The sequence below is a fragment of the Pseudomonadota bacterium genome (genome assembly GCA_039196715.1).
In the GTDB taxonomy this organism is placed as follows: Bacteria; Pseudomonadota; Gammaproteobacteria; order CALCKW01; family CALCKW01; genus CALCKW01.
Window position 1 is genome coordinate 1 of sequence record JBCCUP010000066.1, and the last position, 26,235, is coordinate 26,235.

General features: G+C 68.0%; 24 protein-coding genes and 1 riboswitch. Of the genes, 14 read left to right on the forward strand and 10 right to left on the reverse strand.

The window, feature by feature from the left end:
- Window positions 1-223 (forward strand): integrase core domain-containing protein (locus AAGA11_17945; GenBank protein MEM9604752.1); only part of this gene is annotated, 223 nt, incomplete at its 5' end.
- On the opposite strand, the gene AAGA11_17950 is transcribed toward AAGA11_17945, so the two are convergent.
- A complete protein-coding gene (locus tag AAGA11_17950) occupies window positions 220-1,191 on the reverse strand; it encodes a Gfo/Idh/MocA family oxidoreductase (GenBank protein MEM9604753.1) in 972 nt (323 codons plus the stop codon). The two genes, AAGA11_17945 and AAGA11_17950, sit on opposite strands and share 4 nt — an antisense overlap.
- Window positions 1,192-1,357: 166 nt before the next feature.
- Between AAGA11_17950 and AAGA11_17955 the strand changes: the two genes are divergently transcribed.
- Window positions 1,358-3,046, forward strand: coding sequence for a DEAD/DEAH box helicase (locus tag AAGA11_17955; GenBank protein ID MEM9604754.1), 1,689 nt, complete (start codon window positions 1,358-1,360; stop codon window positions 3,044-3,046).
- Between the two features lie 9 nt (window positions 3,047-3,055).
- On the opposite strand, the gene AAGA11_17960 is transcribed toward AAGA11_17955, so the two are convergent.
- Both AAGA11_17960 and ffh read right to left on the reverse strand, forming a co-directional pair.
- Complete coding sequence (locus AAGA11_17960; GenBank protein MEM9604755.1) at window positions 3,056-3,925, reverse strand: PhzF family phenazine biosynthesis protein; 870 nt, start codon at window positions 3,923-3,925, stop codon at window positions 3,056-3,058.
- 121 nt (window positions 3,926-4,046) lie between these two features.
- Entirely contained in the window at window positions 4,047-5,438 is a 1,392-nt protein-coding gene (ffh, locus tag AAGA11_17965; GenBank protein MEM9604756.1) for a signal recognition particle protein, read from the reverse strand.
- Between the two features lie 231 nt (window positions 5,439-5,669).
- Between ffh and ccsA the strand changes: the two genes are divergently transcribed.
- The 7 genes from ccsA (at window position 5,670) to dxs (ending at window position 14,063) form a co-directional block, all read left to right on the forward strand.
- A complete protein-coding gene (gene ccsA, locus AAGA11_17970) occupies window positions 5,670-6,458 on the forward strand; it encodes a cytochrome c biogenesis protein CcsA (protein MEM9604757.1) in 789 nt (262 codons plus the stop codon).
- 76 nt (window positions 6,459-6,534) lie between these two features.
- On the forward strand, window positions 6,535-7,827 hold the full coding sequence (locus AAGA11_17975) for an HlyC/CorC family transporter (GenBank protein MEM9604758.1): 1,293 nt from the start codon (window positions 6,535-6,537) through the stop codon (window positions 7,825-7,827).
- The gene (gene radA / locus AAGA11_17980; GenBank protein ID MEM9604759.1) at window positions 7,827-9,188 is read left to right on the forward strand and encodes a DNA repair protein RadA; all 1,362 of its coding nucleotides are present in this window, start codon (window positions 7,827-7,829) and stop codon (window positions 9,186-9,188) included. Before AAGA11_17975 ends, radA begins: the two co-directional genes overlap by 1 nt.
- A 142-nt stretch (window positions 9,189-9,330) precedes the next feature.
- The gene (locus tag AAGA11_17985) at window positions 9,331-10,791 is read left to right on the forward strand and encodes a HAMP domain-containing sensor histidine kinase (GenBank protein MEM9604760.1); all 1,461 of its coding nucleotides are present in this window, start codon (window positions 9,331-9,333) and stop codon (window positions 10,789-10,791) included.
- Between the two features lie 127 nt (window positions 10,792-10,918).
- Window positions 10,919-11,176, forward strand: coding sequence for an exodeoxyribonuclease VII small subunit (locus AAGA11_17990; protein ID MEM9604761.1), 258 nt, complete (start codon window positions 10,919-10,921; stop codon window positions 11,174-11,176).
- Window positions 11,169-12,083 carry a farnesyl diphosphate synthase gene (locus AAGA11_17995; protein ID MEM9604762.1) on the forward strand — a complete coding sequence of 305 codons (915 nt, stop codon included), beginning with the start codon at window positions 11,169-11,171 and terminating at the stop codon, window positions 12,081-12,083. The genes AAGA11_17990 and AAGA11_17995 overlap by 8 nt, the downstream gene beginning before the upstream one ends.
- A 78-nt stretch (window positions 12,084-12,161) precedes the next feature.
- The gene (dxs, locus tag AAGA11_18000) at window positions 12,162-14,063 is read left to right on the forward strand and encodes a 1-deoxy-D-xylulose-5-phosphate synthase (GenBank protein MEM9604763.1); all 1,902 of its coding nucleotides are present in this window, start codon (window positions 12,162-12,164) and stop codon (window positions 14,061-14,063) included.
- A gap of 38 nt (window positions 14,064-14,101) precedes the next feature.
- Here the strand turns inward: dxs and AAGA11_18005 are convergent, their stop codons facing one another.
- From AAGA11_18005 to AAGA11_18025, 5 genes are all read right to left on the reverse strand, one after another.
- Window positions 14,102-14,866, reverse strand: a complete 765-nt coding sequence (locus AAGA11_18005; GenBank protein ID MEM9604764.1) for an MBL fold metallo-hydrolase — start codon at window positions 14,864-14,866, stop codon at window positions 14,102-14,104.
- Window positions 14,866-15,033 carry a hypothetical protein gene (locus AAGA11_18010; GenBank protein ID MEM9604765.1) on the reverse strand — a complete coding sequence of 56 codons (168 nt, stop codon included), beginning with the start codon at window positions 15,031-15,033 and terminating at the stop codon, window positions 14,866-14,868. Before AAGA11_18010 ends, AAGA11_18005 begins: the two co-directional genes overlap by 1 nt.
- 2 nt (window positions 15,034-15,035) lie before the next feature.
- A complete protein-coding gene (gene dapA, locus AAGA11_18015; GenBank protein MEM9604766.1) occupies window positions 15,036-15,920 on the reverse strand; it encodes a 4-hydroxy-tetrahydrodipicolinate synthase in 885 nt (294 codons plus the stop codon).
- Window positions 15,921-16,210: 290 nt separating this feature from the next.
- Complete coding sequence (locus AAGA11_18020) at window positions 16,211-17,293, reverse strand: AI-2E family transporter (GenBank protein MEM9604767.1); 1,083 nt, start codon at window positions 17,291-17,293, stop codon at window positions 16,211-16,213.
- Window positions 17,294-17,302: 9 nt separating this feature from the next.
- Window positions 17,303-17,692 carry a hypothetical protein gene (locus tag AAGA11_18025; protein ID MEM9604768.1) on the reverse strand — a complete coding sequence of 130 codons (390 nt, stop codon included), beginning with the start codon at window positions 17,690-17,692 and terminating at the stop codon, window positions 17,303-17,305.
- Window positions 17,693-17,837: 145 nt separating this feature from the next.
- Between AAGA11_18025 and AAGA11_18030 the strand changes: the two genes are divergently transcribed.
- The gene (locus tag AAGA11_18030; protein ID MEM9604769.1) at window positions 17,838-19,550 is read left to right on the forward strand and encodes a proline--tRNA ligase; all 1,713 of its coding nucleotides are present in this window, start codon (window positions 17,838-17,840) and stop codon (window positions 19,548-19,550) included.
- A gap of 19 nt (window positions 19,551-19,569) precedes the next feature.
- Here the strand turns inward: AAGA11_18030 and AAGA11_18035 are convergent, their stop codons facing one another.
- Both AAGA11_18035 and AAGA11_18040 read right to left on the reverse strand, forming a co-directional pair.
- The gene (locus tag AAGA11_18035; GenBank protein MEM9604770.1) at window positions 19,570-19,866 is read right to left on the reverse strand and encodes a hypothetical protein; all 297 of its coding nucleotides are present in this window, start codon (window positions 19,864-19,866) and stop codon (window positions 19,570-19,572) included.
- Window positions 19,867-20,005: 139 nt separating this feature from the next.
- On the reverse strand, window positions 20,006-21,310 hold the full coding sequence (locus AAGA11_18040) for an aminotransferase class I/II-fold pyridoxal phosphate-dependent enzyme (protein ID MEM9604771.1): 1,305 nt from the start codon (window positions 21,308-21,310) through the stop codon (window positions 20,006-20,008).
- A gap of 99 nt (window positions 21,311-21,409) precedes the next feature.
- Between AAGA11_18040 and AAGA11_18045 the strand changes: the two genes are divergently transcribed.
- The 4 genes from AAGA11_18045 to AAGA11_18060 all read left to right on the forward strand — a co-directional run.
- Window positions 21,410-22,273: a DUF2059 domain-containing protein gene (locus AAGA11_18045; GenBank protein ID MEM9604772.1), complete on the forward strand. Its 864-nt coding sequence runs from the start codon at window positions 21,410-21,412 to the stop codon at window positions 22,271-22,273.
- Window positions 22,274-22,430: 157 nt separating this feature from the next.
- Window positions 22,431-23,138, forward strand: a complete 708-nt coding sequence (locus AAGA11_18050) for a histone (GenBank protein MEM9604773.1) — start codon at window positions 22,431-22,433, stop codon at window positions 23,136-23,138.
- Between the two features lie 94 nt (window positions 23,139-23,232).
- On the forward strand, window positions 23,233-25,113 hold the full coding sequence (locus AAGA11_18055; protein ID MEM9604774.1) for an ATP-binding cassette domain-containing protein: 1,881 nt from the start codon (window positions 23,233-23,235) through the stop codon (window positions 25,111-25,113).
- A 207-nt stretch (window positions 25,114-25,320) separates the two neighbouring features.
- Window positions 25,321-25,521: riboswitch (cobalamin riboswitch) on the forward strand.
- 129 nt (window positions 25,522-25,650) lie between these two features.
- Window positions 25,651-26,235 (forward strand): cobyric acid synthase (locus AAGA11_18060; GenBank protein ID MEM9604775.1); only part of this gene is annotated, 585 nt, incomplete at its 3' end.

Genomic DNA, 26,235 nt, shown 5'->3' on the forward strand with positions numbered 1-26,235 from the left:
CTACCGACCGCAGACCAACGGCAAAGCGGAGCGCTTCATCCAGACAGCGCTGCGAGAGTGGGCCTACGCGAGGTCATACCGGAACTCAGACCAACGGGCACGTGCGCTCCCTCACTGGCTCCACCGCTACAACTGGCACCGCCCGCACGCCAGTCTCGGCTACCAACAACCCATCACCCGACTCGGTATCGATGTGAACAACCTACTGGCTATACACACCTAGCCGAGAATCGCCGCCATCGCACGCGCGGTGCGCAACGCCGAGGCGCCAGTCGACGGGTGTGGCACGCCGTCGAGCAGCGCCCGGCGCAGGTTTTCAACGTGCGGTTGCTGCACGGTCGGCGGGTCCACCAGAGTGTGCCGCTCGGTTGTGCCGTCGCACTCGAGCACGACGTCGAAGGGCGCAAACACCGAAAACCGGATGCGTCCGCGGCTGCCCATGACGGTGACGGTGTCTTCGGCGCGGTCCGCACCAAACTGCCACGTGCCCGCGCCGGTGGCGCCGCTGGCGTGGCGCCAGTGGGCGACGACCGCGTCCGGTGTCGCGTACAGGCCCTGTTGGTTGCTGGCCAGCCCCGTGACCTCGACGAGCGGGCCGAGCAGGTGGTCGAGGATGTCGAGGCCGTGGCTGCCGAGGTCGTCGAAATACCCGCCCGGCGACACCGCCGGGTCGGTCCGCCACTGCAGTTCGCGCCGCAGATCGGCCTCGCTCGGTGGCTTGCAGAGCCGCCAGGAGACGTGCCGGACTGCGCCGATTCGACCCGTCGCGAGCCACTGAGCCACCTGTTCGAAACGCGGCAGAGAGCGCCGGTAGTAGGCGACAAACAGCGGCACGCCCGCGTCGTTGAAGGCACGCTGCATCGCCTCGCACTCGGCGAGTGAGTTGGCCATCGGCTTCTCGACACAGCAGGGCTTGCCCGCCGCGGCGACGCGCGCAGCCAGGGCCGCGTGGCTCGCCGGGGGCGTGGCGATGTAAACGGCGTCCACCGACGGGTCGGAGATCAGTGCGTCGGCGTTGTCGTACCAGGTTGGTACACCGTGGCGTCGGGCGTAATCCGCCGCCTTGGCAGCGTCACGCCGCATGACGGCCACGAGAGAAAAGCCGTCGACCGCCTGGTAGGCTGGCCCACTCTTGACCTCGGTCACATCGCCACACCCGAGGATGCCCCACCGCACCTGATCGCCCGCCATACCGCACCGTCTCGCCAGACCACACTCTGTTTTTCCCGGCGCCAACACCGGGCACACGTCACAGCGTGGCCATTGCCGCTGCCACGCGGAGATCCATCCCGTATAATGGCAGGTTTGCCCGCACCGAGGTGTCACCGACCTCGCCGGGCGCAGCCGAGCGCCGACCATGTCCCACGACCCGACCTTTTCCGATTTCGCCCTGCCGGAGGCGCTGGTGCGGGTTGTCACCGCGCGCGGCTACGAGCACCCGACGCCCATTCAGCGCGAGACCTTGCCCGCCATGCTGGCCGGCGGCGACGTGCTCGGTCAGGCGCAGACCGGCACCGGCAAGACCGCCGCGTTCGCCCTGCCCTGCCTGGCCCGACTCGACCTCAGCTCGCGCGAGACGCAGGTGCTGGTGCTCGCTCCGACCCGCGAGCTCGCCAACCAGGTGGCCGACGCCTTCAAGGCCTACGCGGTTCACCTGCGCGGCGTGCGCGTCGCGACCCTGTGCGGCGGTCAACCCTACCGGCCGCAACTCGACGCCCTGCGGGCCGGCGCGCAGGTGGTGGTCGGCACCCCGGGCCGTGTGATGGACCACATGCGCCGTGGCAGCCTGCCGCTCGCGGGCTTGCGCACACTGGTGCTCGACGAAGCCGACGAAATGCTGCGTATGGGCTTCATCGAGGACGTCGAGTGGGTGCTCGAGCACAGCCCGGCTGGCCGACAACTGGCGCTGTTTTCCGCAACCCTGCCGGAACCGATCCGGCGCATCACCGAGCGCCACCTCGACAACCCGTCCCACGTCGCGATCCAGGCCAGGACCCAGACCGCAGAGGGCATCCGTCAACGCGCCCTGGTCGCGAGCCACATGGCGCAAAAAAACGAGGCACTCGCGCGGCTGCTCGAAGTCGAGGAGGTCGACGGCGCGATCGTTTTCGTGCGCACCAAATCGAGCACGGTGGAGGTCAGTGAACACCTGCAAACGCGCGGGTACCGGGCCGCTGCGCTGAGCGGGGACGTCGATCAGGCGCTGCGCGAGCGCACCGTCGAGCAACTCCGCCACGGCAAGATCGACATCATCGTCGCGACCGATGTCGCCGCCCGAGGCCTCGATGTCGAGCGCATCAGCCACGTGATCAACTACGACGCACCCAACAACGCCGAGACCTATATCCACCGCATCGGCCGAACCGGCCGCGCGGGCCGCAGCGGCGATGCGATCCTGTTCGTGTCACCCCGCGAACGGCGACTGGTGAACGCGCTCGGCCGGGTGACCCGACACCGTATCGAGTGGATGGACCCACCGTCGGCACGCGCAATCAACAGGGTGCGTGTGCGCCGCTTCAAGGCGGCCCTGGTGAAAACGGCCACCGAAGCCGACACGGCCTTCTTCAAAGAGCTGGTTGCCGACGTCGTCGAGGAACACGGGCTGGACCCGATCGACGCCGCCGCTGCGCTGGCCGTCACACTGCAGGGCGACCGCCCCTTCCTCGCGCGCGACGAGCACCCGGCCCCCACGCGGAAACCCCACGCGCGCGACCGCGAGCGCCGCGACCACCGGCCCGAGCGTGCACGCCACGGCGGCAAGGCGCACAGCGCGGGTGGACGGCGGGCACCCGAAACGCCCCTGACCACCTACCGCATCGAAGTCGGTGCCAAGCACCAGGTGAAACCCGGGCACATCGTCGGTGCCATCGCGAACGAAGCCGGCCTGAACAGCCGTTACATCGGCCGCATTGCGATCAAGGACGACCACAGCCTGATCGACCTGCCGGGCGGCATGCCGAAGGCCATCCTGAAACACCTGAAGAAGGTCCGCGTGGCCGGCCAGCAGATTCAGATCCGCCGCGCCGAGCTCGCCTCGGCCGCCTGAGCCTGCGGCTCAGACGACGGCGGTCACGCCCTCGAGCGCCGGCTCGGGCGTGTGCATCAGCCGCGCCGCGCCAGCGACGCGCACCGCGCTGCCGGGCACCGGAGAACACTCCACCCGCAAGCGCGACGGCATGCCCATGTCGTCGCCCTGCCTAAGCTCGAAGACCTGCAATTCGCTGAGTTCGGCGTCGCGCAGATAGCCCACCAGCGCGGCAGCCGCCGCCCCGGTCGCCGGGTCCTCCTTGACGCCACCGACGGCAAACGCGTTGCGGCACCAGAACACCCCCGGGCCGTCTGCAACGGTAAACAACACGGTGATCAGCCCGTCCTCGTGCATCAGCGCGGCGCCGGCGTCGAGGGCGTAGTCGAGCCGCGCCAGTGCCGCGCGGGACGCCAGCGGAATCAGCAGGTGATCGGCACCCGCGTGCACCACCGTCGGTGTCACGCTGGCGTCGAGGTCAGACTCCGCGTAGCCGAACACCTGGAGGTAGCGCGACAGGCGGTCGCGCGGCAGTGCGCGGTGCGCCGTGGGCGGCGACATCAGCGCAGCGGTCAACACGCCCTCCGAGGCGCGACCTTCGACGGTGATCTGGGCGTCGTTCAACACCAACGGGAACACGCCGTTGCCGTGGGAGAGCGCGAGCGCCGCGCCGAGTGCGATGGTGGCATGCCCACAGAACGGCACTTCCATCGCCGGCGAGAAATACCGCGCCCGCCACCCGATGCCCTCGGGCGCCGCGAACACGGTTTCGGAGTGGCCAACCTCCGACGCGATGGCCTGCATGCGCTCGGCCGGCGGCAGGACATCGCCCAGCCAGACCCCCGCCGGGTTGCCCCCACGGGCACCGTCGGAAAACGCTGAAATCTCAAGAACGCTCATGTGGCACCTCCTGCGTCACACTGCGCGCGCAATGCGACGGTCGCAGGGTAGACCGCTGCGCGCAGCACAAGTTTAGTCGCTGGCCGCCGGTTGCACCGACGGCGGGGTGGCCCGTCGTGGGTCAGAACTTCGGCATGCCGGGGGGCAGACCGCCGGGCAGGCCACCGCCCATCATCCGCATCATCTTCTTCATGCCACCGGCCTTACCCATCTTCTTCATCATCTTGCTCATCTGCATGTGCTGCTTGAGCAAGCGGTTCACGTCCTGCACCTGGGTGCCCGAGCCGGCCGCGATGCGCCGCCGGCGCGAGCCCTTGATCAGGTCGGGGAAACGCCGCTCCCGCGGGGTCATCGAGCTGATGATCGCGATGTTGCGCTTCACGTCGCCGCCGCCGGTGGCCTGATCCATCGCCTTTTGTCGCATGTGCTCGGGTAACTGGTCCATGCCGGGCAGTTTGTCGAGCATCGACTCGATGCCGCCCATGTTCTGCAGCTGCAGCAGCTGTTCGCGCATGTCCTCGAGGTCAAAGCCCTTGCCTTTCTTGACCTTGCGCGCGAGCTTCTCGGCCTTTTTGATGTCGACCTGGCGCGAGACTTCCTCGACCAGCGAGACCACGTCGCCCATGCCGAGGATGCGTGACGCGACGCGCTCCGGGTGAAAGGCCTCCAGTGCCGCGGTTTTCTCACCGACACCGAGAAACTTGATCGGCGCCCCGGTGACCGTGCGCACGCTGAGCGCCGCCCCGCCCCGGGCGTCGCCATCGGTCTTGGTCAGCACCACGCCGGTCAGCGGCAGTGCCTCGCCGAAGGCCGCAGCGGTGTTGGCCGCGTCCTGACCGGTCATGGCATCGACCACGAACAGCGTCTCGACCGGCTCGATCGCGGCGTGCAGGGCCGTGATTTCGGCCATCATGGCGTCGTCGACCGCCAACCGGCCCGCGGTGTCGACCAGCAACACGTCCACGAGCTGACGCCGTGCCTCGGCGAGCGCCGCGGTCGCGATGTCGGCCGGCTTGTCATCCGGACTCGCGCCGAAGCAGTCCACGCCGACGTCCTTGGCCAGGGTCGCAAGCTGTTGCATGGCGGCCGGGCGGTAGACGTCGCAGCTCACCACCATGACCTTCTTTTGCTCGCGCTCGACCAGGTGGCGCGCCAGCTTGGCTGTCGTGGTGGTTTTGCCCGCGCCCTGCAGGCCGGCCATCAGCACCACGGCGGGCGGTTGCTGGCTGAGGTCGAGGGCGGCGTTCTCGGTGCCCATGACCGCGACCAGCTCGTCGTGCACGACCTTTACCAACGCCTGCCCCGGCGTCAGGCTCTGCAACACCTCGGTGCCGAGCGCCTTCTCGCGCACCCGCTCGATGAAGGATTTCACCACCGGCAGGGCGACGTCGGCCTCGAGCAGCGCCATGCGCACTTCGCGCAGGGTGTCCTTGACGTTCTGCTCGGTGATGCGGCCCTGGCCGCGCAGGTTCTTGAGGGTGGCGCCGAGGCGCTCGCTGAGGTTTGCAAACATGGTGAATCACGCTCGGGCGCGCCGCCGTCTGGGCGCGGTGCAGTGGGACAGTGGGGTCGCGTGGCGCGAATCCCACCCCGTCAGGCCAGGGCGCGCGCGCCGGACGCCGCCGACACAACGGCATGACGTCGGTCCCGGGCCTCCCAGTATACTGTAGTCAGACCCGCCACCCGCGATGCCCCCCGCCGTGACCGCACGCCCATCCATCACCCCGACCGACACGCGCGCGGCATGAGCGCCACCGGCGTGCTGTTCGGCCTGCTCGCGGCGCTCAGCTACGGCTTCGCCGCCTACCGGTTCGCGGGTGCGCTGCGGGCAGACCGGCCGACGCGCACGCTGCCTTGCCTCGCGCCGCTCGCGGCCGGCTTGCTCGCACACGCGGTGTCGCTGTCGCTTGGAGACGCCTTTGATTTCGGCCTGACCAACGCACTCTCGCTGACCGCATGGCTGATGGTGGCCACGGTGTTCGGACTTGCGTTCTCGCTGCCCGTGGCGAGCCTCGTGTGCATCATGGCGCCGATCGCCGCGGTGATCGCCGTCGCGTCGCCACTGGTCAACCCGGGCGGTGGCAACGCCGTCGACCCGGGTGTCTGGACCCACGCCGTGTCCTCACTGGTCGCGTACGGCCTGCTCGGGCTCGCGGCCGTGCAAGCCTGCATCGTCGCCTGGCAGACCCGGCAACTGCGCAGCGCACCGGGGGCGGGCTCGGGTAGCCTGCCGCCGCTGGCGGCGCTCGAGCGCCTGATGTTCTGGTTGATCAGCGCTGGCCTGCTCCTGCTGAGCGTGGCGATCGCCTCGGGATTCGCCTTCCTCGAAGACATGCTGGCGCAGCGTGTGGCGCACAAGACCGTGTTTTCCCTGCTCGCCTGGGTGGCGTTCGCCGGACTGTTGCTGGGCCACCACCTGCTCGGCTGGCGTGGCAAGACGGCGCTGCGCTGGACCCTGGCGGGTATGGGGTCGCTGCTGGTGGGCTTTTTCGGCAGCAAGCTGGTGCTGGAGGTCATACTGCAACCCGGTTGACGCCGGCCCGGCACTTGACACCACCCCCGACGCCGCTTAGAAACGGTGTCTCCACTTGCGGTTGCACGACCCCCCCTTGGACCAATTCTACCTGGGCATCCTGGCCGGCCTGCTCGTGCTGCTCATCCTGCTCTCGGGCTTCTTCTCAGGTTCCGAGACCGCCCTGATGACCCTCAACCGCTACCGCTTGCGCCACCTTGCCAACGAGGGGCACGGCGGCGCCCGCCGCGCACAATACCTGCTCGAGCGCACAGACCGACTGATCGGCCTGATCCTGCTGGGCAACAACTTCGTCAACATCCTGGCTTCGGCGCTCGCCACCGCCATCGCCCTCGATATCTGGGGCGAGCCCGGCATCGCGATCGCGACAGGCGGCATGACGCTGGTGGTGTTGATCTTTGCCGAAGTGGCACCGAAGACCCTCGCGACCCGCCACCCCGAACGCCTCGCGTTCTTTGCGTCCTACATCTACGTGCCGCTGCTCCGCGTGATGTACCCGATCGTGTACCTGATCAACCTCATGGCCAACCAGGTGCTGAAGCTCTTTGGTGCCACCCAGGTCCGGACCAACGAGGACGCGCTCAGCCGGGAGGAGCTTCGCACCGTGCTGGCGGACTCGGGCAAGAAGATCCCGAAAGCCCACGTCGACATGCTGCTCAACGTGCTCGACCTCGAGCAGGTGACGGTCAACGACGTGATGGTGCCGCGCAACGACATTGTCGGCATCGACCTGGACGAGCCCTGGAACGTGATCGTCGGGCAGATCGTCAATTCGCCGCACGGCCGACTACTCGCCTACCGCGAGGACATCGACAACGCCGTGGGGCTGCTGCAGGTGCGCAAGGTCTTCATCCCCGCACGTAATGCAAGCCTGACGCACGACGGACTCGAGAAACAACTCCAGGAGCTGTATTTCATCCCGGAGAACACGCCGCTCAACGTGCAACTGCTGAACTTCCAGCGCGAAAAACGGCGCACGGCCGTGGTCGTCGACGAGTACGGCGACATCCAGGGCCTGCTGACGGTCGAGGACATCCTCCAGGAGATCGTCGGCGAGTTCACCGACGACGCCTACGCCGCGCCGCCCGAGATCCAGTTGCAGGACAACGGCCAGTACCTGATCGACGGCGCCACGCCGGTTCGCACCCTGAACCGCGAGCTCGGCTGGGACCTCAGCACCGACGGGCCCAAGACGCTCAACGGCGTGATCCTCGAGCAACTCGAATCGCTGCCGGACGTCGGCACCGAACTGCCGATTGCAAACTGCGTCGTCGAGGTGATCGCTCTGGACGGCAATGCGGTGGAAACCGCCCGTGTGACGCCGGCGCCGGACGCGGACGAGGCCGTCGCGCCGGACGAAATCGTCTGATGGCAAAAGCCCGACTGCAGTACGTGTGCACCGCCTGCGGTGCAGCCGCGAGCACGTGGAGTGGACAGTGCGCGGACTGCGAAAGCTGGAACACGCTCGAGGAAGTCAGCGCTGCGCCGCCGAGCGGCTCGCCGCAACGCTCGGGTGGCTACGCCGGTCTGGCCCAGCCCGTCTCCCGACTCGCCGACGTGTCCTACAGCGAGCAGTCGCGCACCCCGACCGGCATCGCCGAGCTCGACCGAGTACTCGGCGGCGGCCTGGTGCCGGGTTCGGTAACGCTGCTCGGCGGCGACCCCGGCATCGGCAAATCCACCTTGCTGATCCAGACACTCGCGGCACTGTCGGGCCAGCAGCCAGGCCTCTATGTGAGCGGCGAGGAATCCATGCAGCAGATCAAGCTGCGAGCGCTGCGCCTGTCCTTGCAGGCCGACGACCTGCAACTGTTGGCCGAGACCTGCGTGGAGCGCATCGTCGCGACCGCCCAGCGGCACACGCCGTCGACGCTGGTGATCGACTCGATCCAAACGGTGTACAGCGACGCCCTGCAGTCGGCACCCGGCTCGGTCGCCCAGGTCCGCGAGAGCGCCGCGCAGCTGGTGCGCTACGCCAAGCAGAGCGGGGTTGCGCTGCTGATCGTCGGCCACGTGACCAAGGAGGGCCAGTTGGCCGGTCCGCGCGTGCTCGAACACATGGTCGACACCGTGTTGTATTTCGAGGGTGAATCGGGCAGCCGCCTGCGCATGGTGCGCTCGGTCAAGAACCGCTTCGGCGCGGTCAACGAGCTCGGCGTCTTCGCGATGGAGGAGTCCGGCCTCGTCGGCATCAGCAACCCCTCGGCCATTTTCCTCTCACGCCACGAGCAGCCGGTCTCGGGCTCGGTGATCATGTCGGTGATGGAGGGCACGCGCCCACTGCTGGTCGAATTGCAAGCCCTGGTCGAAGACAGCCACCTCGGCAACCCGAGGCGCCTCGCCGTCGGCGTCGACGGCGCGCGGCTCGCGATGCTGCTTGCGGTCATGCACCGCCACGGCGGCATTGCCCTGCACGACCAGGACGTCTACCTGAACGCGGTCGGCGGCGTGCGCGTGGCCGAGACCGCAGCCGACCTGCCGATGCTGCTCGCCTGTTTGTCCTCGTTGCGCGACCGCCCCGCGCCCGCGGACCTGATCGCGTTTGGCGAGATCGGCCTGGCCGGCGAGGTGCGGCCGGTGCCGAACGGCCTCGACCGCCTGCGCACCGCCGCCAAACACGGCTTCACGCGTGCCATCGTACCGGCGCGCAACGTGCCGCGGCCTGCGCCCGACGGCATCGAGGTGGTCGGTGTGACACGTCTGGCTGACGCCATCGATCATTTTGTTTGATTACGTATAATAAGCTGCGAATAAAAATCCGACCTCATGTGTTAGTTTTAGTGTGTTAGGCGACGCCGTGGCGCTTCATGCAACCACTCTACGACAACACCTGCGATTCTCTGGCGGCGTGGGCCCCCGCGCCGGACTTGCCGTGTCGAACGACGCGAGCGGCACGCTGATGCAAGCCCAGTCTCCGGTGTCCACCGAGGGCGCACTTGCACACCCACGCGTAACGGCTGAGACCCGAGCGCGCGCACCCGGTCGCCGGCTTGGCGGCGTGAGCGGGCTGCTCCTGATCAGCACGCTGATCGGCTGCTTGATGGCCGCCGTGGACGTCTGGATTGAACGCACCTGCCATGTCGATGCGCTGCGCGAGACGCACGAACAGGTGGCACAGACCTACCTGAGCCCGCTGGTGCACACGCTGGGCCACGGCTACGCCCACCAGACCAGCTCCCTGCTCGACAGCATGGTGCAGAACACCGATGTGCACCGTGTGACCTTGCAAAGCCACCTGGTGTCCGACGAGTCGGTCGGTCGCCTGCAGGGACCGGTCTTGCATGAGTCGAGCTTCGATATCCGCGTACACAGCGAAGACCGGCACGACGTGTACGGCCGTATCACGGTGTATTCCGATAATCGCCTGTTGTCGGCCGATCAACAGACACTCGTGATCGACGCGCTGTACGAAAACATCGGCAAGGCGTTGCTGTTCGCCGCGTTGGGCATGATTGTCTACCACCTGCTGGTGGGTCGACACCTCGACCGCATCCTCGCCCGCGCGCGCAATCCGGTCGCCGAGGACCGGCCGATGCCACTCGACACCACACTGGGTTTTGCCCCGCCCCCCGCGATCCAGGCGCTCGCCAACGGCGTGGACACGGCGGCACGCGCCCTGCAGACGCACCAGAGTGCCCCGGCGCCAGCCCCCGCCCCCGCCAAGCCCCGCTCGTCGGAGTTGGCCCTGGTCGCACACGAACTCTACAACCCGCTCGCCTCGATCGAAGCAACCGCCACGCTGATGCAGTTGAAGCGCGACGAGTGCCCACCGGATCTGCACCCCCTGATCACCCGGATCCAGGCCAATTCGCACCGTTGCGTGCAGGTGATTGCGATCGCGCGGGAGCTCGCCAACGGCCAGCACAGCGACACCGACACGGTCGAGCTGGTGGGCTGGGCGGGCGACTTCATCGCGCGCCTGGAGCACCCCGGCGACATCCGTGTCGACATCGAAGCGGATGTCGACGTTGCCGAGGTCACCGTCAACAAGACCATGCTCGAGACAATCGTGCGCAACCTCGTCGAGAACGCGGTGCACGCGACCCTGGCGGTCGGGCGACGCACCCCGATTCGCATCCGGCTCAGCACCCGACGCGACGCCGCCGCGGAGCCCACGGCGCAACTCGACGTCATCGATGCGGGCTGCGGCCTGCCCGAGGGCGGCGATCGGGGGCCGATGGACCCCTTCTTCACGACCAAGGCCAGCGGACTGGGCCTCGGGTTGTCGATCTGCCGGTCGCTGGCCGAGGCGCTGCGCGGCCAACTCACACTGATTCGCGAACCGTCCGGCACGCGTGCGCGCCTGACCCTGCCGCTGCAGCGCGCCAACTGACACCCGTGCGGCGCCCCACGCCGACGGAGCGCACCCGACAGAGCGCCGCGCCGCGGCGGACACACGCGTCGCGAGGCCGATAACGGCCTGATACCATCGCAGCAATCGACACACAGGCCCGACGCCGATGAGCCGCTCCGTCAAGAAGAACATGCCCTTTCAGGAGGCGCTCGACGCGCTGGAGACCATCGTTGAAAAGATCGAGTCCGGTGAGCAACCGCTCGAGTCGGCGCTCGCCGATTTCGAGCACGGCGTCGCCCTCGCCCGCCATTGCCGCACGTCGTTGACCGACATCGAGCACAAGGTGCAGGTGCTGATGGACACCGGCGAACTCACCGAGCTCGAACCCGACACTCGACACGCACCCGGACCGGACGGTGACTGACAGACTCGCGTCCGATGCGCCTGCGTTCGACCTCGACGCGGCGCTGCGCGACTGGCGTCGGCGTGCCGACGGCGCGATGGCCGCCCGCCTGATCAGTGAAGTTGGCGTCGCGCCGCGCCTGGAAGACGCCATGCAGTACGCCGTGTCCGCCGGCGGCAAGCGCATGCGACCCGCGCTCGTCTACGCGACCGGCGATGCACTCGGCGCCCCCACGCTCGCGCTCGACGCACCCGCGGCGGCCATCGAGATGGTGCACGCCTACTCCCTCGTGCACGACGACCTGCCGGCGATGGACGACGACGACCTGCGCCGGGGCCAGCCGACGGTGCACATCCGCTTCGACGAGGCGACCGCGGTGCTCGCCGGCGACGCCCTCCAGACCCAGGCCTTTGACGCGCTCGCCAGCGACCCGCACAACCCGCCCGAGGCGCGCATTGCACTGGTGGCCTGCCTCGCGCGCGCGGCCGGCGGCGCGGGCATGGCCGGCGGCCAGGCAATCGACCTCGCCGCGGTGTCGCAGCACCTGAGCCTCGCGGAGCTGCAGGACATGCACCGCCGCAAGACCGGCGCGCTGATTCAGGCCGCCGTGGAAATGGGCGCGATCGCCGCGGGTGCCGCCAGCGACACCACCGCGGCCCTTCGCCGCTACAGCGCCGCGCTCGGGCTCGCGTTTCAGATCGCTGATGACATCCTCGACGTCACCGCCGACACCCACACCCTCGGCAAACGCCAGGGCGCCGACGCGGCGCACGGCAAGCCGACCTACTGTTCCGAACTCGGGCTCGACGGGGCGCGCGCCGAAGCGGTGCGCGCGCGCGACACCGCACACGCCGCCCTCAACGCCCTGCCCACACCCATTCCGGCGCTCGGTGCACTGGTCGACTTCGCCGTGTCGCGCACACACTGAGGTAGAACGACCCGGGGGCGCCTTGCAGCACCCCGCACCACGCTCGATAATTTGAGCGCACAGGCCACCGCCACCACCATGACTGACCGCTTCCCCCACCTCGCCGCGATCGCCAGCCCGGCCGATCTGCGCGCGCTGCCCGAGGCCGAACTCGGCCCGGTTGCCGCAGAGCTTCGTCAGTGCCTGGTCGAGAGCGTGGCGCAGACCGGGGGTCATCTCGGCGCGAGCCTCGGCACCGTCGAACTCACCGTCGCGCTGCACTACGTGTTCGACACACCGAACGACCGGCTGGTCTGGGACGTTGGCCACCAGAGCTACCCGCACAAGATGCTCACCGGCCGCCGCGACGCCATGCGCAACCTGCGTCAACAGGGCGGGATCGCCGGCTTTCCGAACCGCGGCGAGAGCGAATTCGACACCTTCGGCGTCGGCCACAGCAGCACCTCGATCAGCGCGGCGCTCGGCATGGCAGTCGCGGCCAAGCAGACCGGCCAGCCACGCCGCTGTGTGGCAGTGATCGGCGACGGCGCCATCACGGCGGGCCTGGCCTACGAGGCGCTGAACCACGCCGGCAACCTCAACACCGACCTGCTTGTCATCCTCAATGACAACGACATGTCGATCTCGCCGAACGTCGGCGCGCCCACCCCGTCGTTGACCCGCGTGCTGTCCGGGCCGACCTTCAGCGGCGCCCGAGAGGGCGGAAAACGCGTGCTGGACTGCCTGCCCGGTCCCGTTGCCGAACTGGCCAAGAGTGCCGAGGAACACGTCAAGGGCATGGTCGCGCCGAGCACCCTGTTCGAGAATCTCGGCTTCACCTACTTCGGCCCGGTTGACGGCCACGACCTGCCCACGCTGGTCTCGGTGCTGCGCAACCTCAAGGAACGCCAAGGCCCCGTGCTGCTGCACGCGATCACGCGCAAGGGCAAGGGCTACGCACCGGCCGAGCGCGACCCGCTCGCGCTGCACGCGACCGGCCCCTTCGACCCCGCCACCGGCAAGCCCGTCGGCGGCAGTGGTGGCAGCAACGGCCCCACCTACTCGCAGGTCTTCGGCGACTGGCTCTGTGACCAGGCCGCGGTCGACCCGCGGCTGGTCGGTATCACACCGGCAATGCGCGAGGGCTCGGGCATGGTCGAATTCGAGCAGCGCTTTCCGACACGCTACTTCGATGTCGCGATCGCCGAGCAGCACGCCGTGACCTTCGCCGCCGGCCTCGCGTGCGAAGGCCAGAAGCCGGTGGTCGCGATCTACTCGACCTTCCTGCAGCGCGCCTACGACCAGCTCGTGCACGACGTCGCGCTGCAGCAGCTCGACGTCACCTTCGCCATCGACCGCGCCGGCGTTGTCGGGCCGGACGGCCCGACGCACGCGGGCGCCTACGACCTGAGCTTTCTGCGCGCGATCCCGAACATGGTCATTGCCGCACCCGCCGACGAAAACGAGTGCCGCCGGCTGCTGACAACCTGCTGGCAACACACCGGACCGGCGGCAGTGCGCTACCCGCGTGGCAAGGGCCCCGGCAGCGACGTGAGCGCAAGCCTCGACGCGCTGCCGCTCGGACGCGCCGAGTGCCGGCGCCGTGGCCAGGGCGTCGCCTTGCTCGCGTTCGGCGCGCTGGTCGACACCGCCCTGCGCGTCGGTCAGGCGCTCGACCTCACCGTGATCAACATGCGCTTCGTCAAACCGCTCGACACCGAGCTGCTGGCCGAGCTGGCAGACAGTCACGACGCTTTCGTCACCCTCGAGGAGAACGTCGTCATGGGCGGGGCCGGCAGCGCCGTCTGCGAGGCGCTGAACACGTGCGGGACCGTGTGCCCGGTGCTGCAGATCGGCTTGCCCGACAGCAACCTCGAGCACGGCAGCCGCGAGCAACTGCTGGCGCGCGCCGGGCTCGACACCGAGTCGGTGCAGGCGCGCGTCGCGGCCTTCCGGGAGCGCATCAGCACTGAGGGCTCCGCCGCCCGCAGCCGCGACTGACGCGCCGACACGCTCCGGTCAGTGGGTGGCCGTCGCGCTCAAGCGATCTCGTGCCAGGCGCTCGGACGGCCCTGCGCGAGCGCGGTCAACACCGTGTCGCAAGCCGAGGTGACATCGCCCACCGTTTGCAGCGCGCACTCGGGCGTGTTGTTCTGCTCCGAGAGGTGGCCGAGCGCGGTTACCTGCAGCCGCCGAATGTCGAGCGAGCGCAGCAGGGTCGCGCCAGCCTGGTTGCTGAGGTGCCCGTAACCGCCGCGAATGCGCTCCTGCAGCCGCCATGGATAGGGGCCATGGCGCAGCATGTCCGGGTCGTGGTTCGCTTCGAGAATCAGTGCATCGCAAGTCGCAGCGCACTGCAGCACGTGCGGCGTCACGTGGCCGATGTCGGTCATCACGGCAAAGCGCCGACCCGCGTATTCGAAGCGGTACTGGCACGGCTCCGACGCGTCGTGCGGAATTGGACAGGGTTCGATGGCGAGGTCGCCGACGCGGAAGCCGACGTGTGGGCTGATTTCAGTGACCCCCTCGAAGCGGTCGTCGCGCAACGCGCGACGGGTGCCGTGGGTCATCCAGACCGGCAGCGTGTGTTTTCGCAAGAGCGGCCCCAGGCCGCGCACGTGATCACCGTGTTCGTGGCTGATCAGCACGCCGCTGAGGTCGCTGACGGCAAGCCCGACCGAGCGCATGCGGGCGTCGATGTCGCGCAGCGAGAAGCCGCAATCCACGAGCAACAGGGTGTCGCCACCGCGCACCAGCGTCGCGTTGCCCTTGCTGCCGCTGCCGAGCGACAGGAAGGAGAGCATCAAGCGAGGTGGCGCGCGGGCGCGAGCGCGGCGGTCGGTTTCTTTTCCGCCTCGTCCTCGGTATCGATCAGCTGTGGCGGGCGCAGCAGCGGATCCGCATCGAGGTCAACGGTGCTGCAGGCGCTGAGCGCGAAGCAGCAGATCAGCGCCGCGAGCGTGCGGGCCACGCTCAGGCAACCGCCAGGCAGTCGGCCGACTCGAGCGCCTCGCGCACCGTGTCGAAGCACGATCCCTCAAGCGCCAGCAGCGGCAGGCGCACGTGCGGTTGAATCAGACCCATTTCGGTGAGCGACCACTTGGCCGGTGCCGGGCTGCTCTGGGCAAACATCGCCCGGTGCACCGGCTCGAGGCGGGTGTTGAGCGCGCGGGCCTCGGCGGCGTCGCCGCGCAGGGCCGCGGCGCACATGTCGTGCATCATCGCCGGTGCCACGTTGGCGGTGACCGAGATCACGCCTTTGGCGCCGAGCAGGATGCTTTCGCAGGCCGACGGGTCTTCGCCGCTCAGAATGACAAATTCGTCGGGGCACTGTTCGATCAGGGCCCGCGTGCGCTCGAGGCTGCCCTCGGCTTCCTTGATGCCGACGATGCGTTCGTGCGCCGCGAGTGCTGCGGTGGTCTCGGGCAACATGTCGACCACGGTGCGGCCCGGCACGTTGTAGAGGAGCATGGGCAAGGCGACCGCGTCGGCGATCGCGCGGAAGTGCGCGATCATGCCGTTCTGGGTCGGCTTGTTGTAGTACGGCACCACCGAGAGGTGCGCCGCGGCGCCGGCCTTCTCGGCTTTCTGCGCGAGCTCGATGGCCTCGCGGGTGTTGTTGGCGCCGCTGCCGGCAATCACCGGCACGCGCCCCGCCACGAGGTTGATCGTGCGCTGGACCACCTGCGCGTGCTCGTTCATCGACAGGGTCGCCGACTCACCGGTGGTGCCGACCGACACGATCGCGTCGGTGCCCTGCTCGATGTGGAATTCGATCAGGCGCGCCAACCCGTCGTCGTCAATGGCACCGTCGGCTTTCATCGGGGTGACGATCGCCACCATGCTGCCTTGAAACATCGGGAGTTGCTCGAGACCAATCCAAGGTAGAAATAGTAAAAGCCGCCCTGCGGTCAATCAAGCTGACTCGGTGCAGACACGCCCCGAATTCACGACAAGGCCGCAGATAACGCGGTCGGGGGCGCAGCAAGCGACTCGAATCCGACACTGAGCGGCACGGTGGCCGGCGCTGACGTGACACCCCCGCTACAGCTCGACAGACGACACCCCGCCCCGCGCGGCATCGAGTAACGCGGTGCATCCGTACCGGACCCTCAGCCGCAGCGCGCGGCCGCGGCGTGTCGCGGCGCTCAGCCTGCGTGGGGCAGGTGCTGTGGTTCGAGCCCCGACTTGCTCGGCCAGGCCGTGAGCAGGGCCTGGATCAGGGTGGCGAGCGGGATCGCGAAAAACACCCCCCAGATGCCCCACAGGCCGCCGAAGAAGAGCACCGCGACGATGATCGCGAGCGGGTGCAGGTTGACCACCTCCGAGAACAGCAGCGGCACCAGCAGGTTGCCGTCCAGGATCTGCAGGATCGCGTAGGCGAACAGCAAGTAACCGAAAGCCGGCGACAGCCCCCACTGGAAGAACGCAATCAACGCGACCGGCAGGGTCACGGCGAACGCGCCGACGAAGGGGATGATCACCGAGATGCCCACGAGGAAGGACAACAGCAGCGAGAAGTTCAGCCCGAAAAGCGCGAACACGACGTAGCTGACGAACCAGATGATCACGATTTCGATGAGCTTGCCGCGGATGTAGCTTGCGGTCTTGGCGTCGACCTCGGCCCAGACCCGGGTGGTGAGTTCGGAGCGCGTCGGCAGGAATTGCGACACCCAGCCGAACACCATGGTTTTGTCCTTGAGGATGAAGAACACCACGAGCGGCACCAGTACGAAGTAGACGGCGAACACGAAGACGTTGACGACGTTGGCGACCGAGAAGGACACCACCGCCTGACTGAAGCTCGCGATCTCGCCGCGCAGCCCGTTCATCACGTCGTTGAGTTGATCGACCGTGAAGAGGTTCGGGTAGGCCTCCGGCAAGCGCAGGAGCTGCTGCTGGCCCTGCCCGAGCATGCGCGGCAGCTCCAGGAAGAGTTGCGTGACCTGCTGGAAGAGCAGCGGCACCAGGCCGAAGATCGCGATCAGGCACAGGAAGAAGAAGAAGGCCAGCACGAGCGAGGCCGCCAGCGAGCGCGGCACCCCGATGCGCTCGAGCCGCCCGACGCCGCCCTCGAGCACGTAGGCACAGATCACCGCGACCAGCAGCGGTGTCAGGATCTGGCCGAACAGGTAGATGAGCGTGGCGCCGATCAGCAGCACCATCGCGAGCATCATGGCTTGCGGGTCGGAGAAGTGCCGGTGGTACCACTCGCGGATCAGCGTAATCATGGCGTGTCGTCAGGCCGTCAGTTTGGCGCGTTGGTAGTGCTCGGCGAAGAAGCGTTCGAGCTCGTCCACCAACCCGCGCTGGCTCAGGGTTGCGATCGTGTCGCGACTCAGCAGTTCCTCGCTGGCGCGCTCGACCAGGCTGTCGGTGTCGAGCATATGGTACACACGTGACAGCCGAGACAACGCCGCGCTGACCGTTTCGTCCTCCGGCCGCTCTTCGAAGGCCGGCTGGGCAAGCGGCCCGGCCGAGGCTGAGCTGCGCTCGCTGACCGGCGCGTCGCCGGGCCGGCGGTTGCGGTCGACCAGGAACTCCGTGTAGGACAGTACGGCGTCGCGCTGGGCAGGTTCGAGCAAATCGAACATCTGCACCAGCCGCGTTGCGTCGTCTTGCTGGGTCATGAGCGCGCTGTTTCCCGTGTGACAAACCGTCACAAAAGCGAAAGCCGAGCCAGCCGCAACCAGCGCCGCCCGCGCGGGCGGCGCTGGTTGCGTGGTCGCGGCTTGACGCATAATACCCGGCTTTCCTGCCGACGGACCTCCGACCATGCGCGTCAGCCAGTTTCCCCTGTCCACCCTGCGCGAGACACCGAGCGACGCCGAGGTCATCTCGCACCAGCTGATGCTGCGCGCCGGCTTGATCCGGCAACTCGCCTCCGGCCTCTACACGTGGATGCCACTCGGGCTCAAGGTGTTGCGGCGCGTCGAGGCGATCGTGCGCGAGGAGATGGACGCCGCGGGCGCACTCGAGCTGCTGATGCCCGCGGTGCAACCGGCCGAGCTCTGGCAGGAGTCGGCTCGCTGGGAGAAGTACGGCCCGGAGCTGCTGCGCCTGAAAGACCGACACGAGCGCGACTTCTGCTTCGGCCCGACGCACGAGGAGGTGATCACCGACATCGCGCGCACCGAGCTGCGCAGCTACAAGCAGCTGCCGATCAACTACTACCAGATCCAGACCAAATTCCGCGACGAGATCCGGCCGCGCTTTGGCGTCATGCGCGCCCGCGAATTCATCATGAAGGACGCCTACTCCTTCAGCGTCGACGAGGCCGGCCTGCAGCAGACCTTCGACGCCATGCACCGCGCCTACTGCAACGTGTTTGACCGACTCGGCCTGCAGTACCGTCCGGTGGACGCCGACGGCGGCTCGATCGGCGGCAGCAAGTCAACCGAGTTCCACGTGCTCGCCGACTCGGGCGAGGACGCGATCGCCTGGTGCCCCGCCTCGAACTACGCCGCCAACGTCGAGATGGCCGAGGCACTCGCGCCCGACACCCCGCGCGCCGCGCCCACCGAGGCACTGCGCACCGTCGACACCCCTGACACCAAGACCATCGCAGCGCTGGTCGAGAATTTCGGCCTCGACATCCTCAAGACCGTGAAAACGCTGATTGTCGAGGCCGACGACAGCATCGAGGGCGGACTGATCGCGCTGATGGTGCGCGGCGACCACGAGCTCAACGCGATCAAGGCCGAGAACCTGCCTGGCGTCGCCGAGCCGCTGACCATGGCGAGCGACGCGACCGTGCGCGCCGCGGTCGGCGCGGGTTTCGGCTCACTCGGCCCGATCGGCCTGCCGATGCCGATCGTCATTGACCATGCGGTCGCAGCGATGAGCGACTTCGGCGCCGGCGCCAACGTCGACGACACGCACCATTTCGGCATCAACTGGGAACGCGACGTGCCCCTGCCCACCGTCGCGGACCTGCGCAACGTGCTGCCCGGCGACCCGAGCCCGGACGGCAAAGGCACGCTGGAGATCGTGCGCGGCATCGAGGTCGGCCACATTTTCCAGCTGGGCACGCTCTACAGCGAGGCGCTCGGCTGCGGCGTGCTCGACGAGCAGGGCAAGAACACCACGCTGTTCATGGGGTGCTACGGCATTGGCGTGTCGCGCGTGGTCGCGGCGGCGATCGAGCAGAACCACGACGACAAGGGGATCATCTGGACAGACAGCCTCGCGCCCTTCGACGTCGCGCTCTGCCCGATCAACATGCACAAATCCGAGCGCTTGCGGGCCGAGGCCGAGGCGATGCACGACCGGCTGACAGCCGCGGGGTTCTCCGTGCTGTTCGACGACCGCAACGTGCGCCCCGGCGCGATGTTCTCCGACATGGAGCTCATCGGCATTCCCCACCGGGTGGTGTTGAGCGACCGGGGCCTCGACGCCGGGACGGTCGAGTACAAGGCGCGCACCGGCAGTGAAGCGGTGCACCACCCAATCGACGCGGTCGAGGCCGTGCTGCGCGGCGAGCGCTAAGCGAGCGCAGCCGCGCGGCTCAGTGCCAGGTGTGCTCGCCGGTCAACATCCGGCGGATCAGCGTGATGCCCTCGTTCGAGTGCAGGAAGGTCAGCGAGGACTGGTTGCAGTCGGCGGCCGCCTGTTGCAGCGTCAGCGCCTGGCGCGCAGTCAGGCGCGTGGGCGGGCCGGGTTCGGCCTGGATACCGACCGGCACGCAGAGGGGCGCGCGCGGGCTCGGTGCGTTGGCGAGGTTGATATGGCCTTGGCCATCCACGACCCAGTAGCAATGATTGACGTCAAACACGTTGTTGATCTTCTGATTCTGTGAGTACATCGAACACGCTGCAGAATACTTATCGATCGTATTCATACAATTACAGCGTGTTCACCTCTGATCGACAATTATCTGACGCACTTGAGCCGCGTAACACCCCCTAATGGGTCAAAATGACGACCCCGTCACAGTCTGCCGCTTACACCATCGCCTGCCAGGTGCCCGCGTCGAGAAACCGCGCAAGGCCGTCGCGGTTGGCGGCGGCAGCGCGCAGCCGGGCCACGCCCTCGAGCAGCTCGGCGTCCGAAGCCGCGATCGACAGCCGCAGGAACGCCTTGCCGTCCGAGCCGATCTTGCCGAAGGCCCGCCGGTCGAGCACCGCCACACCGTGCACATCGAGCGCAAAGAGCTGAAACAGGCTCGCCGGCGCAGTCGCCGACCGCAGCGGCTCGGGCAGGGCCGCGTGGTAGCCGACAAGGTCGAGCGCGTCGCAGACCCCACCGATCTCAGGAAACACATAAAACGCGCCGCCGGGCGTCTCGGCGTGCATGCCGGGCACGGTCTCGAGCGCCGCGAGCACGGTGTCACGCCGCCCCTCGAAGGTGCGCGTCATCGCGGCCACGGCCTCCCAGACCGCCGGCGCCCTGAGCGCCACCTCGGCAGCGGCCTGGTTGTAGGCGGGCACGCAGGAGAAATAGTTGATGTTGAGCTGCCGAAAACACGCGGCCTCCTCGACGTTCGGCAGGATCGCGTAGCCGACGCGGCCGCCGGTCCAGGCGAAGGTCTTGGAGAACCCGCTGGCAATCACGGTGCGTGACCGCAATGACGGCAGGCTCGCGATCGAGGCGTGCTCGGCGCCGTCGAACAGGATGTCCTCGTAGATCTCGTCCGAAAACACCCGCACGTCCGGGCCGCAGTTGGCGTCGATGACCGCCGCCAGCGCCTCGAGGTGGGCGCGGCTCGCGACGCCGCCGGTCGGGTTCGATGGGAAATTCAGGAAGATCATGCGCGTGCGCGGCGTGATCAGTGCCTCGAGCGCGTCAGGGTCGACGCTGAACCCGGTCTCGCTGTTCAGGTGCAGCGGCACCGGCACCGCACCGACATAGCGAATGAAGGATTCGTAGATCGGAAACCCGGGGCTCGGGTAGATGACCTCGTCGCCCGGGTCACAGTAGACCTGCTGCGAAAGCCCGATGGCTGGTTTGCCGCCGGGAAACACCACCACGCAGGCCGGGTCGATTTCGAAACCGCGCCGGCGGCCCGCGTGTTCGGCGATCGCGGTGCGCAGCGACAGCGTGCCCTGGGGGTCACAGTAGCGGGTCGCGCCGGCGTCGAGCGCGGTCTTGATCGCCTCGCGGATGTCGACCGGCAGCGGAAAATTCGGCTCGCCGAAGTTGAGCTTGACCACCGATTGCCCGCGCGCTTCCACCGCCGCGATCAACGGCCCCACGCGAAAGGCGTTTTCCGTGTCAATTTGCCGGTTGCGCGCTGCCAGCCAAACCATAGGACGTTCCTGCCCGTGCCAACGTCCCCGAAGCCTACCGCCGGCCTCGGCCCCGCGCCACGGGAAAGTTTTTCGGCACCCGGCCGCTCTCTGGAGGGTATGAAGAGAGTCACCACAGGCCTGCGGCGGTGCCGCCACGCGTTCCTCGGCGCGCTGGCGTGTGCACTGCTGCCCGTGCAGGCCCTCGCGGACAACGTGCAGGCCGTGTTTGACCGCGCGGGGCTCGGCGTGCAGGTTGACGCGATCGGGCCGCAGATCCGCGACGCATTCGACGCCGCCTGGCTCGACATCGGACACGGTGACGACGACCCGATGGCCGACACGGTGCGCGAGACCATCGACACCGCCTTCTCGGCTGACGCTGCACGCGACGCCATGCTCGACGCACTGACCACCGAACTGACGTCACGCGAGCGCGACGAGGTGCTGCAGTGGTTCGAATCCGAGGTCGGCAAGCGCATCCTGCGCGCCGAGCAGCTTGCCGTGCACAGCGACATCACCGCGTTCGAGGACTACCTCGATGGGGAGGGCAGCACACCGCTGGACGCCGAGCGTGAAGCAGTGTTCTACCAACTCGACGGTGCGCTCGGTTCGACGCTCGGCGCCGCCCGCCTGCTGATGCAATTCGACCTTGCGGTCGCGATCGCGCAACAAGCCGCGTACGCCGACGCCTACGACCCGGCCGACAGCGCACTCCCGTTCGCCCTGCCGAGCGTCGACGAGTACGCAGCCGCGGTCACCTCGCACGTCCTGGCCCACCACCAGTTCGCGTTTCGCGACATCAGTACCCTGGACCTCAAGCGTTACATCGCCTTCGCCAGTTCGGCGAGCGGGGCGCGCTACGCCGCAGCCGTGCAACAGGGCCTCGAGCAGGCGATCAACGGTGGCACCTGGACGTTGATCACGCGCCTGCTCGAACGCGAGCGGCCCGCCGGTCAACTGATGACACGCCTGACGCTCTGATTTGTCGTGCCTCCCGAGGCACAGGCTTGGCATGTGACAGCGCACACTGCCGCCGACGCAACCGCACATTCACTCCACGATTTTCAACCAACGCCTTTTTGTGCCCGATTTTTGCAACCGGTTTGCCCGTCTCGTTTGACACCATTGAGAAACACTTATGGCAACCCGCAAAACGACCACAACCCGCACAACCAAAGCCGTTCGCAAGGCACCGGCCAAGAAAGCCACTGCTGCGAAAAGCACCAAGCGCGCGCCGGCCAAAGCCGCTGCGAAGAAGGCGCCGGCAAAGAAAGCCCCGGTGAAGAAAGCCGCCACCAAAACCGCTGCTGCCAAGAAGCCCGTCGCCCGCAAGGCACCGGTCAAGAAGGCCGCGGTGAAGAAGACTGCCACCAAGACCGTCACCAAGCGTGCACCGGCCAAGGCGGCCAAATCCACTGCAAAGAAGCCCGTCGCCCGCAAGGCACCGGTCAAAAAGGCTGCGGTGAAGAAGACTGCCACCAAGACCGTCGCCAAGCGCGCTCCGGCCAAGGCGGCCAAATCCACGGCTGCCAAGAAGCCCGTCGCCCGCAAGGCACCGGTCAAGAAGGCTTCGGTGAAGAAGACCGCAACCAAGACCGTCGCCAAGCGTGCACCGGCGAAAGCTGCCAAATCCACTGCCAAGAAGCCCGTCGCCCGCAAGGCACCGGTCAAGAAGGCTGCGGTGAAGAAGACCGCAACCAAGACCGTCACCAAGCGTGCACCGGCGAAAGCTGCCAAATCCACGGCTGCCAAGAAGCCCGCCGCGCGCAAGCCGGTGGCCCGCAAGGCGCCGGTGAAAAAGGCCGCTGCCCGCAAGGCCGTGGCGCGCAAGACGGCCAAGCGCTGAACCGCGTTTCGCTGTCTCGAAGCCGCCGCTTGCCGGCGGCTTTTTTTGTGCCCGGGGAAACGGTGCGTGCGCCCGCGCCTGATACCCTCTGTGCATGCCACTCGTTCAATTCCAAGCCGTCAGCCTCGCGTTCGGCGACCACCCCCTGCTCACGGACGCGGACCTCAGCATCGACACGCAGGAACGCGTCGCGTTGGTCGGCCGCAATGGCGCCGGCAAATCGTCGCTACTGCGTCTGCTGGACGCGCAACTCCCACCCGACGACGGCGCCATCGTGCGCCAGCGCGGCTTGCGCGTGGCCCTGCTGCCGCAGGAGATCCCGGAGGGCCTGTCCGGCCGCTGCGATCACATCGTTGCCGGTGGGCTCGGCGAACACGCCGACCTCATCACGGACTGGCTGACCGCGACGCAGGCCGGCGACGACACCACCGCATTGCAAGTCGAGATGGACAACCGCGACGGCTGGCGTGCCCAACAGCGCCTCGATGCCGCGCTCAGCCGGCTGCGCCTCGCGCCCGACACCCCGTTCGACACGCTCAGCGGCGGACAGAAGCGGCGCGTGCTGCTCGCCCGCGCAATCGTCGATGAGCCCGAACTGCTGTTGCTCGACGAGCCGACCAACCACCTCGACGTCGCCGCGATCGAGCAGCTCGAAGACACGATTCGCGGCTTCAACGGCAGCGTGCTGTTCATCACCCACGACCGCCGCTTTCTCGACCGCGTGGCGACCCGCATCGTCGACCTGGACCGCGGCGCGCTGAGCTCCTGGCCCGGCGATTACGCGCGCTACCTCGTCGCCAAGCAGCAGCACCTCGACGCCGAGGCCGAACGCGACGCCCAGTTCGACAAGAAGCTCGCCGAGGAAGAAGTCTGGATTCGCCAAGGCATCAAGGCGCGGCGCACACGCAACGAGGGCCGCGTGCGGGCGCTCGAAGCGATGCGGCGCGAGCGCGCCGAGCGGCGCAAACGGGTCGGCAAGGCCGACTTCGACATCCGCGCGAGCGAGCGCTCGGGCAAGAAGGTGATCGAAGCCGTCGACCTCGCCTTCACCCTGCCCGACGGCCGCGCGCTGGTGCGCCCACTCGACGTGCTGATCCAGCGCGGCGACAAGCTCGGGTTGATCGGCCCGAACGGCGTCGGCAAGACCACACTGCTGTCGCTGCTGCTCAAGCAACTCGACCCGACAGGCGGCAGCGTGAGCCACGGGACCAAACTCGACATCGCCTGGTTCGATCAGCACCGCGCGCAGCTCGACCCGACGCGCACCGCGCAGGACAACGTCGGCGAGGGCGCGGACTTCATCGAGGTCGGCGGCAAGAGCCTGCACGTGCTGAGCTACCTGCAGGATTTCCTCTTCACCCCTGCCCGCGCCCGCGCCCCGATCCGCCGGCTGTCCGGCGGCGAGCGCAACCGCCTGTTACTGGCCAAACTGTTCTGCAAGCCGTTCAACCTGCTGGTCATGGATGAGCCGACCAACGACCTCGACATCGAGACCCTCGAATTGCTCGAAGCACGCCTGTCCGCCTTCGACGGCACGCTGCTGCTGGTCAGCCACGACCGCGCCTTCATCGACAACGTTGTCACCGGGGTGTTGAGCTTCGACGGCGACGGCCGGATCGGCGAGTACGTCGGTGGCTATACCGACTGGCTGCGCCAGCGCCCCGCCGACACGGCCCAGGCGCCGCAGCGTGCGGCCCGCCCCGCCGCCACGCCCGCGCCGGCCGCGGCGCCGCGCAAGGCTGCCAAGCTCAGCTACAAGGACCAGCGTGCGCTCGACGCGCTGCCCGACCAGATCGATGCACTCGAAACCGAACAGACCCGCCTGCAGCAGACGGTCAACGCGCCGGACAGCTACCAGCGCGACCCCGACGCCTGGCAGGCCGCCGTCGACCGGCTCGAGGCGATCGAGCTCGAGCTTCTCGACAGCCTCGAGCGCTGGGAGCAGCTCGAGGCCAAACAGCGGGGCGACGCCTGAGAACGTCCGGGCGACCTCGCTGCGACCGGAATCCAGCGCGCCCGGCGCGAGGTGCGGTACCATCGCGGGCCGCAGCGGTTCCGACCTGAGTCGGATACCGCAGGTTGCCGAAAAACGTCGCGAGAAAGCCCTAGTTCGAGGATCGAGCAGCGCAGAGGCCGAGACATATCGCCGAGATAGGCGAGGTCCGAGCAGCGGAGAGACGAAGAAATAGGGCTTCGCAGCAGTTTTGCGGTGGCCTGCGGAAAGGGAATGGCGTGAGAGACGCTAACTGCCCCCGCAACTGTGATCGAGACGCGGATTGCCCCGTGCCACTGCCCCTCACCGGCGGGAAGGCGGGCTATCCCGGTGCGCCGCGAGGCCACCTGCTCGTCAGTCAGGAGACCTGCCGCTGCGACCGATCCACCACCAGGCCAACGGGGTCCTTTGGCACGTGAACGCACGCAGCACCCTGCCCGATTCAGCGGCAACCCACCCGTGAGCGGCCACCGACCCGACCAGGCCGGTTTGCCCGACGGCGCTGCGCACGCGGCGCTGATGGTCCAGGGCACCACCTCGGACGCCGGCAAGAGCACGGTGGTCACCGGCCTCGCGCGCGCCCTGCACCGCCGCGGCCTGAGCGTCGCGCCGTTCAAGCCACAGAACATGGCCCTCAACAGCGCAGTCAGCGCCGACGGCGGCGAGATCGGCCGCGCGCAAGCGGTGCAGGCCCAGGCCTGCGGGCTCGCGCCGCACACCGACATGAATCCGGTCCTGCTCAAGCCCGAGTCGGACACCGGCTCGCAGGTGATCGTCAACGGCCGCGCCACCGGCACGCTCGACGCGCGCGCGTACCACGCGCACAAACCGACGCTGATGCCGGCCATCCTCGAGGCCTTCAATAGATTGCAAGCCCGTCACCAACGGGTGCTGATCGAGGGCGCGGGCAGCCCGGCCGAGATCAACCTGCGCGAAAACGACCTCGCCAACATGGGCTTTGCGGAGGCCGCCGACACCGACGTTGTCCTGGTGGCGGACATCGACAAGGGCGGCGTGTTCGCGCACCTCTACGGCACCGTGGCCGTGCTCGAGCCGAGCGAACAGGCCCGTATCAAGGGCTTCATCATCAACCGCTTCCGCGGC

Coding starts and splice junctions, on each gene's coding strand:
- AAGA11_17950 (MEM9604753.1), bottom strand. CDS start 1,191: ATGGCGGGCGATCAGGTGCGGTGGGGCATCCTCGGGTGTGGCGATGTG.
- AAGA11_17955 (MEM9604754.1), top strand. CDS start 1,358: ATGTCCCACGACCCGACCTTTTCCGATTTCGCCCTGCCGGAGGCGCTG.
- AAGA11_17960 (MEM9604755.1), bottom strand. CDS start 3,925: ATGAGCGTTCTTGAGATTTCAGCGTTTTCCGACGGTGCCCGTGGGGGC.
- ffh (MEM9604756.1), bottom strand. CDS start 5,438: ATGTTTGCAAACCTCAGCGAGCGCCTCGGCGCCACCCTCAAGAACCTG.
- ccsA (MEM9604757.1), top strand. CDS start 5,670: ATGAGCGCCACCGGCGTGCTGTTCGGCCTGCTCGCGGCGCTCAGCTAC.
- radA (MEM9604759.1), top strand. CDS start 7,827: ATGGCAAAAGCCCGACTGCAGTACGTGTGCACCGCCTGCGGTGCAGCC.
- AAGA11_17990 (MEM9604761.1), top strand. CDS start 10,919: ATGAGCCGCTCCGTCAAGAAGAACATGCCCTTTCAGGAGGCGCTCGAC.
- dxs (MEM9604763.1), top strand. CDS start 12,162: ATGACTGACCGCTTCCCCCACCTCGCCGCGATCGCCAGCCCGGCCGAT.
- AAGA11_18005 (MEM9604764.1), bottom strand. CDS start 14,866: ATGCTCTCCTTCCTGTCGCTCGGCAGCGGCAGCAAGGGCAACGCGACG.
- dapA (MEM9604766.1), bottom strand. CDS start 15,920: ATGTTTCAAGGCAGCATGGTGGCGATCGTCACCCCGATGAAAGCCGAC.
- AAGA11_18020 (MEM9604767.1), bottom strand. CDS start 17,293: ATGATTACGCTGATCCGCGAGTGGTACCACCGGCACTTCTCCGACCCG.
- AAGA11_18025 (MEM9604768.1), bottom strand. CDS start 17,692: ATGACCCAGCAAGACGACGCAACGCGGCTGGTGCAGATGTTCGATTTG.
- AAGA11_18030 (MEM9604769.1), top strand. CDS start 17,838: ATGCGCGTCAGCCAGTTTCCCCTGTCCACCCTGCGCGAGACACCGAGC.
- AAGA11_18035 (MEM9604770.1), bottom strand. CDS start 19,866: ATGTACTCACAGAATCAGAAGATCAACAACGTGTTTGACGTCAATCAT.
- AAGA11_18040 (MEM9604771.1), bottom strand. CDS start 21,310: ATGGTTTGGCTGGCAGCGCGCAACCGGCAAATTGACACGGAAAACGCC.
- AAGA11_18045 (MEM9604772.1), top strand. CDS start 21,410: ATGAAGAGAGTCACCACAGGCCTGCGGCGGTGCCGCCACGCGTTCCTC.
- AAGA11_18050 (MEM9604773.1), top strand. CDS start 22,431: ATGGCAACCCGCAAAACGACCACAACCCGCACAACCAAAGCCGTTCGC.
- AAGA11_18055 (MEM9604774.1), top strand. CDS start 23,233: ATGCCACTCGTTCAATTCCAAGCCGTCAGCCTCGCGTTCGGCGACCAC.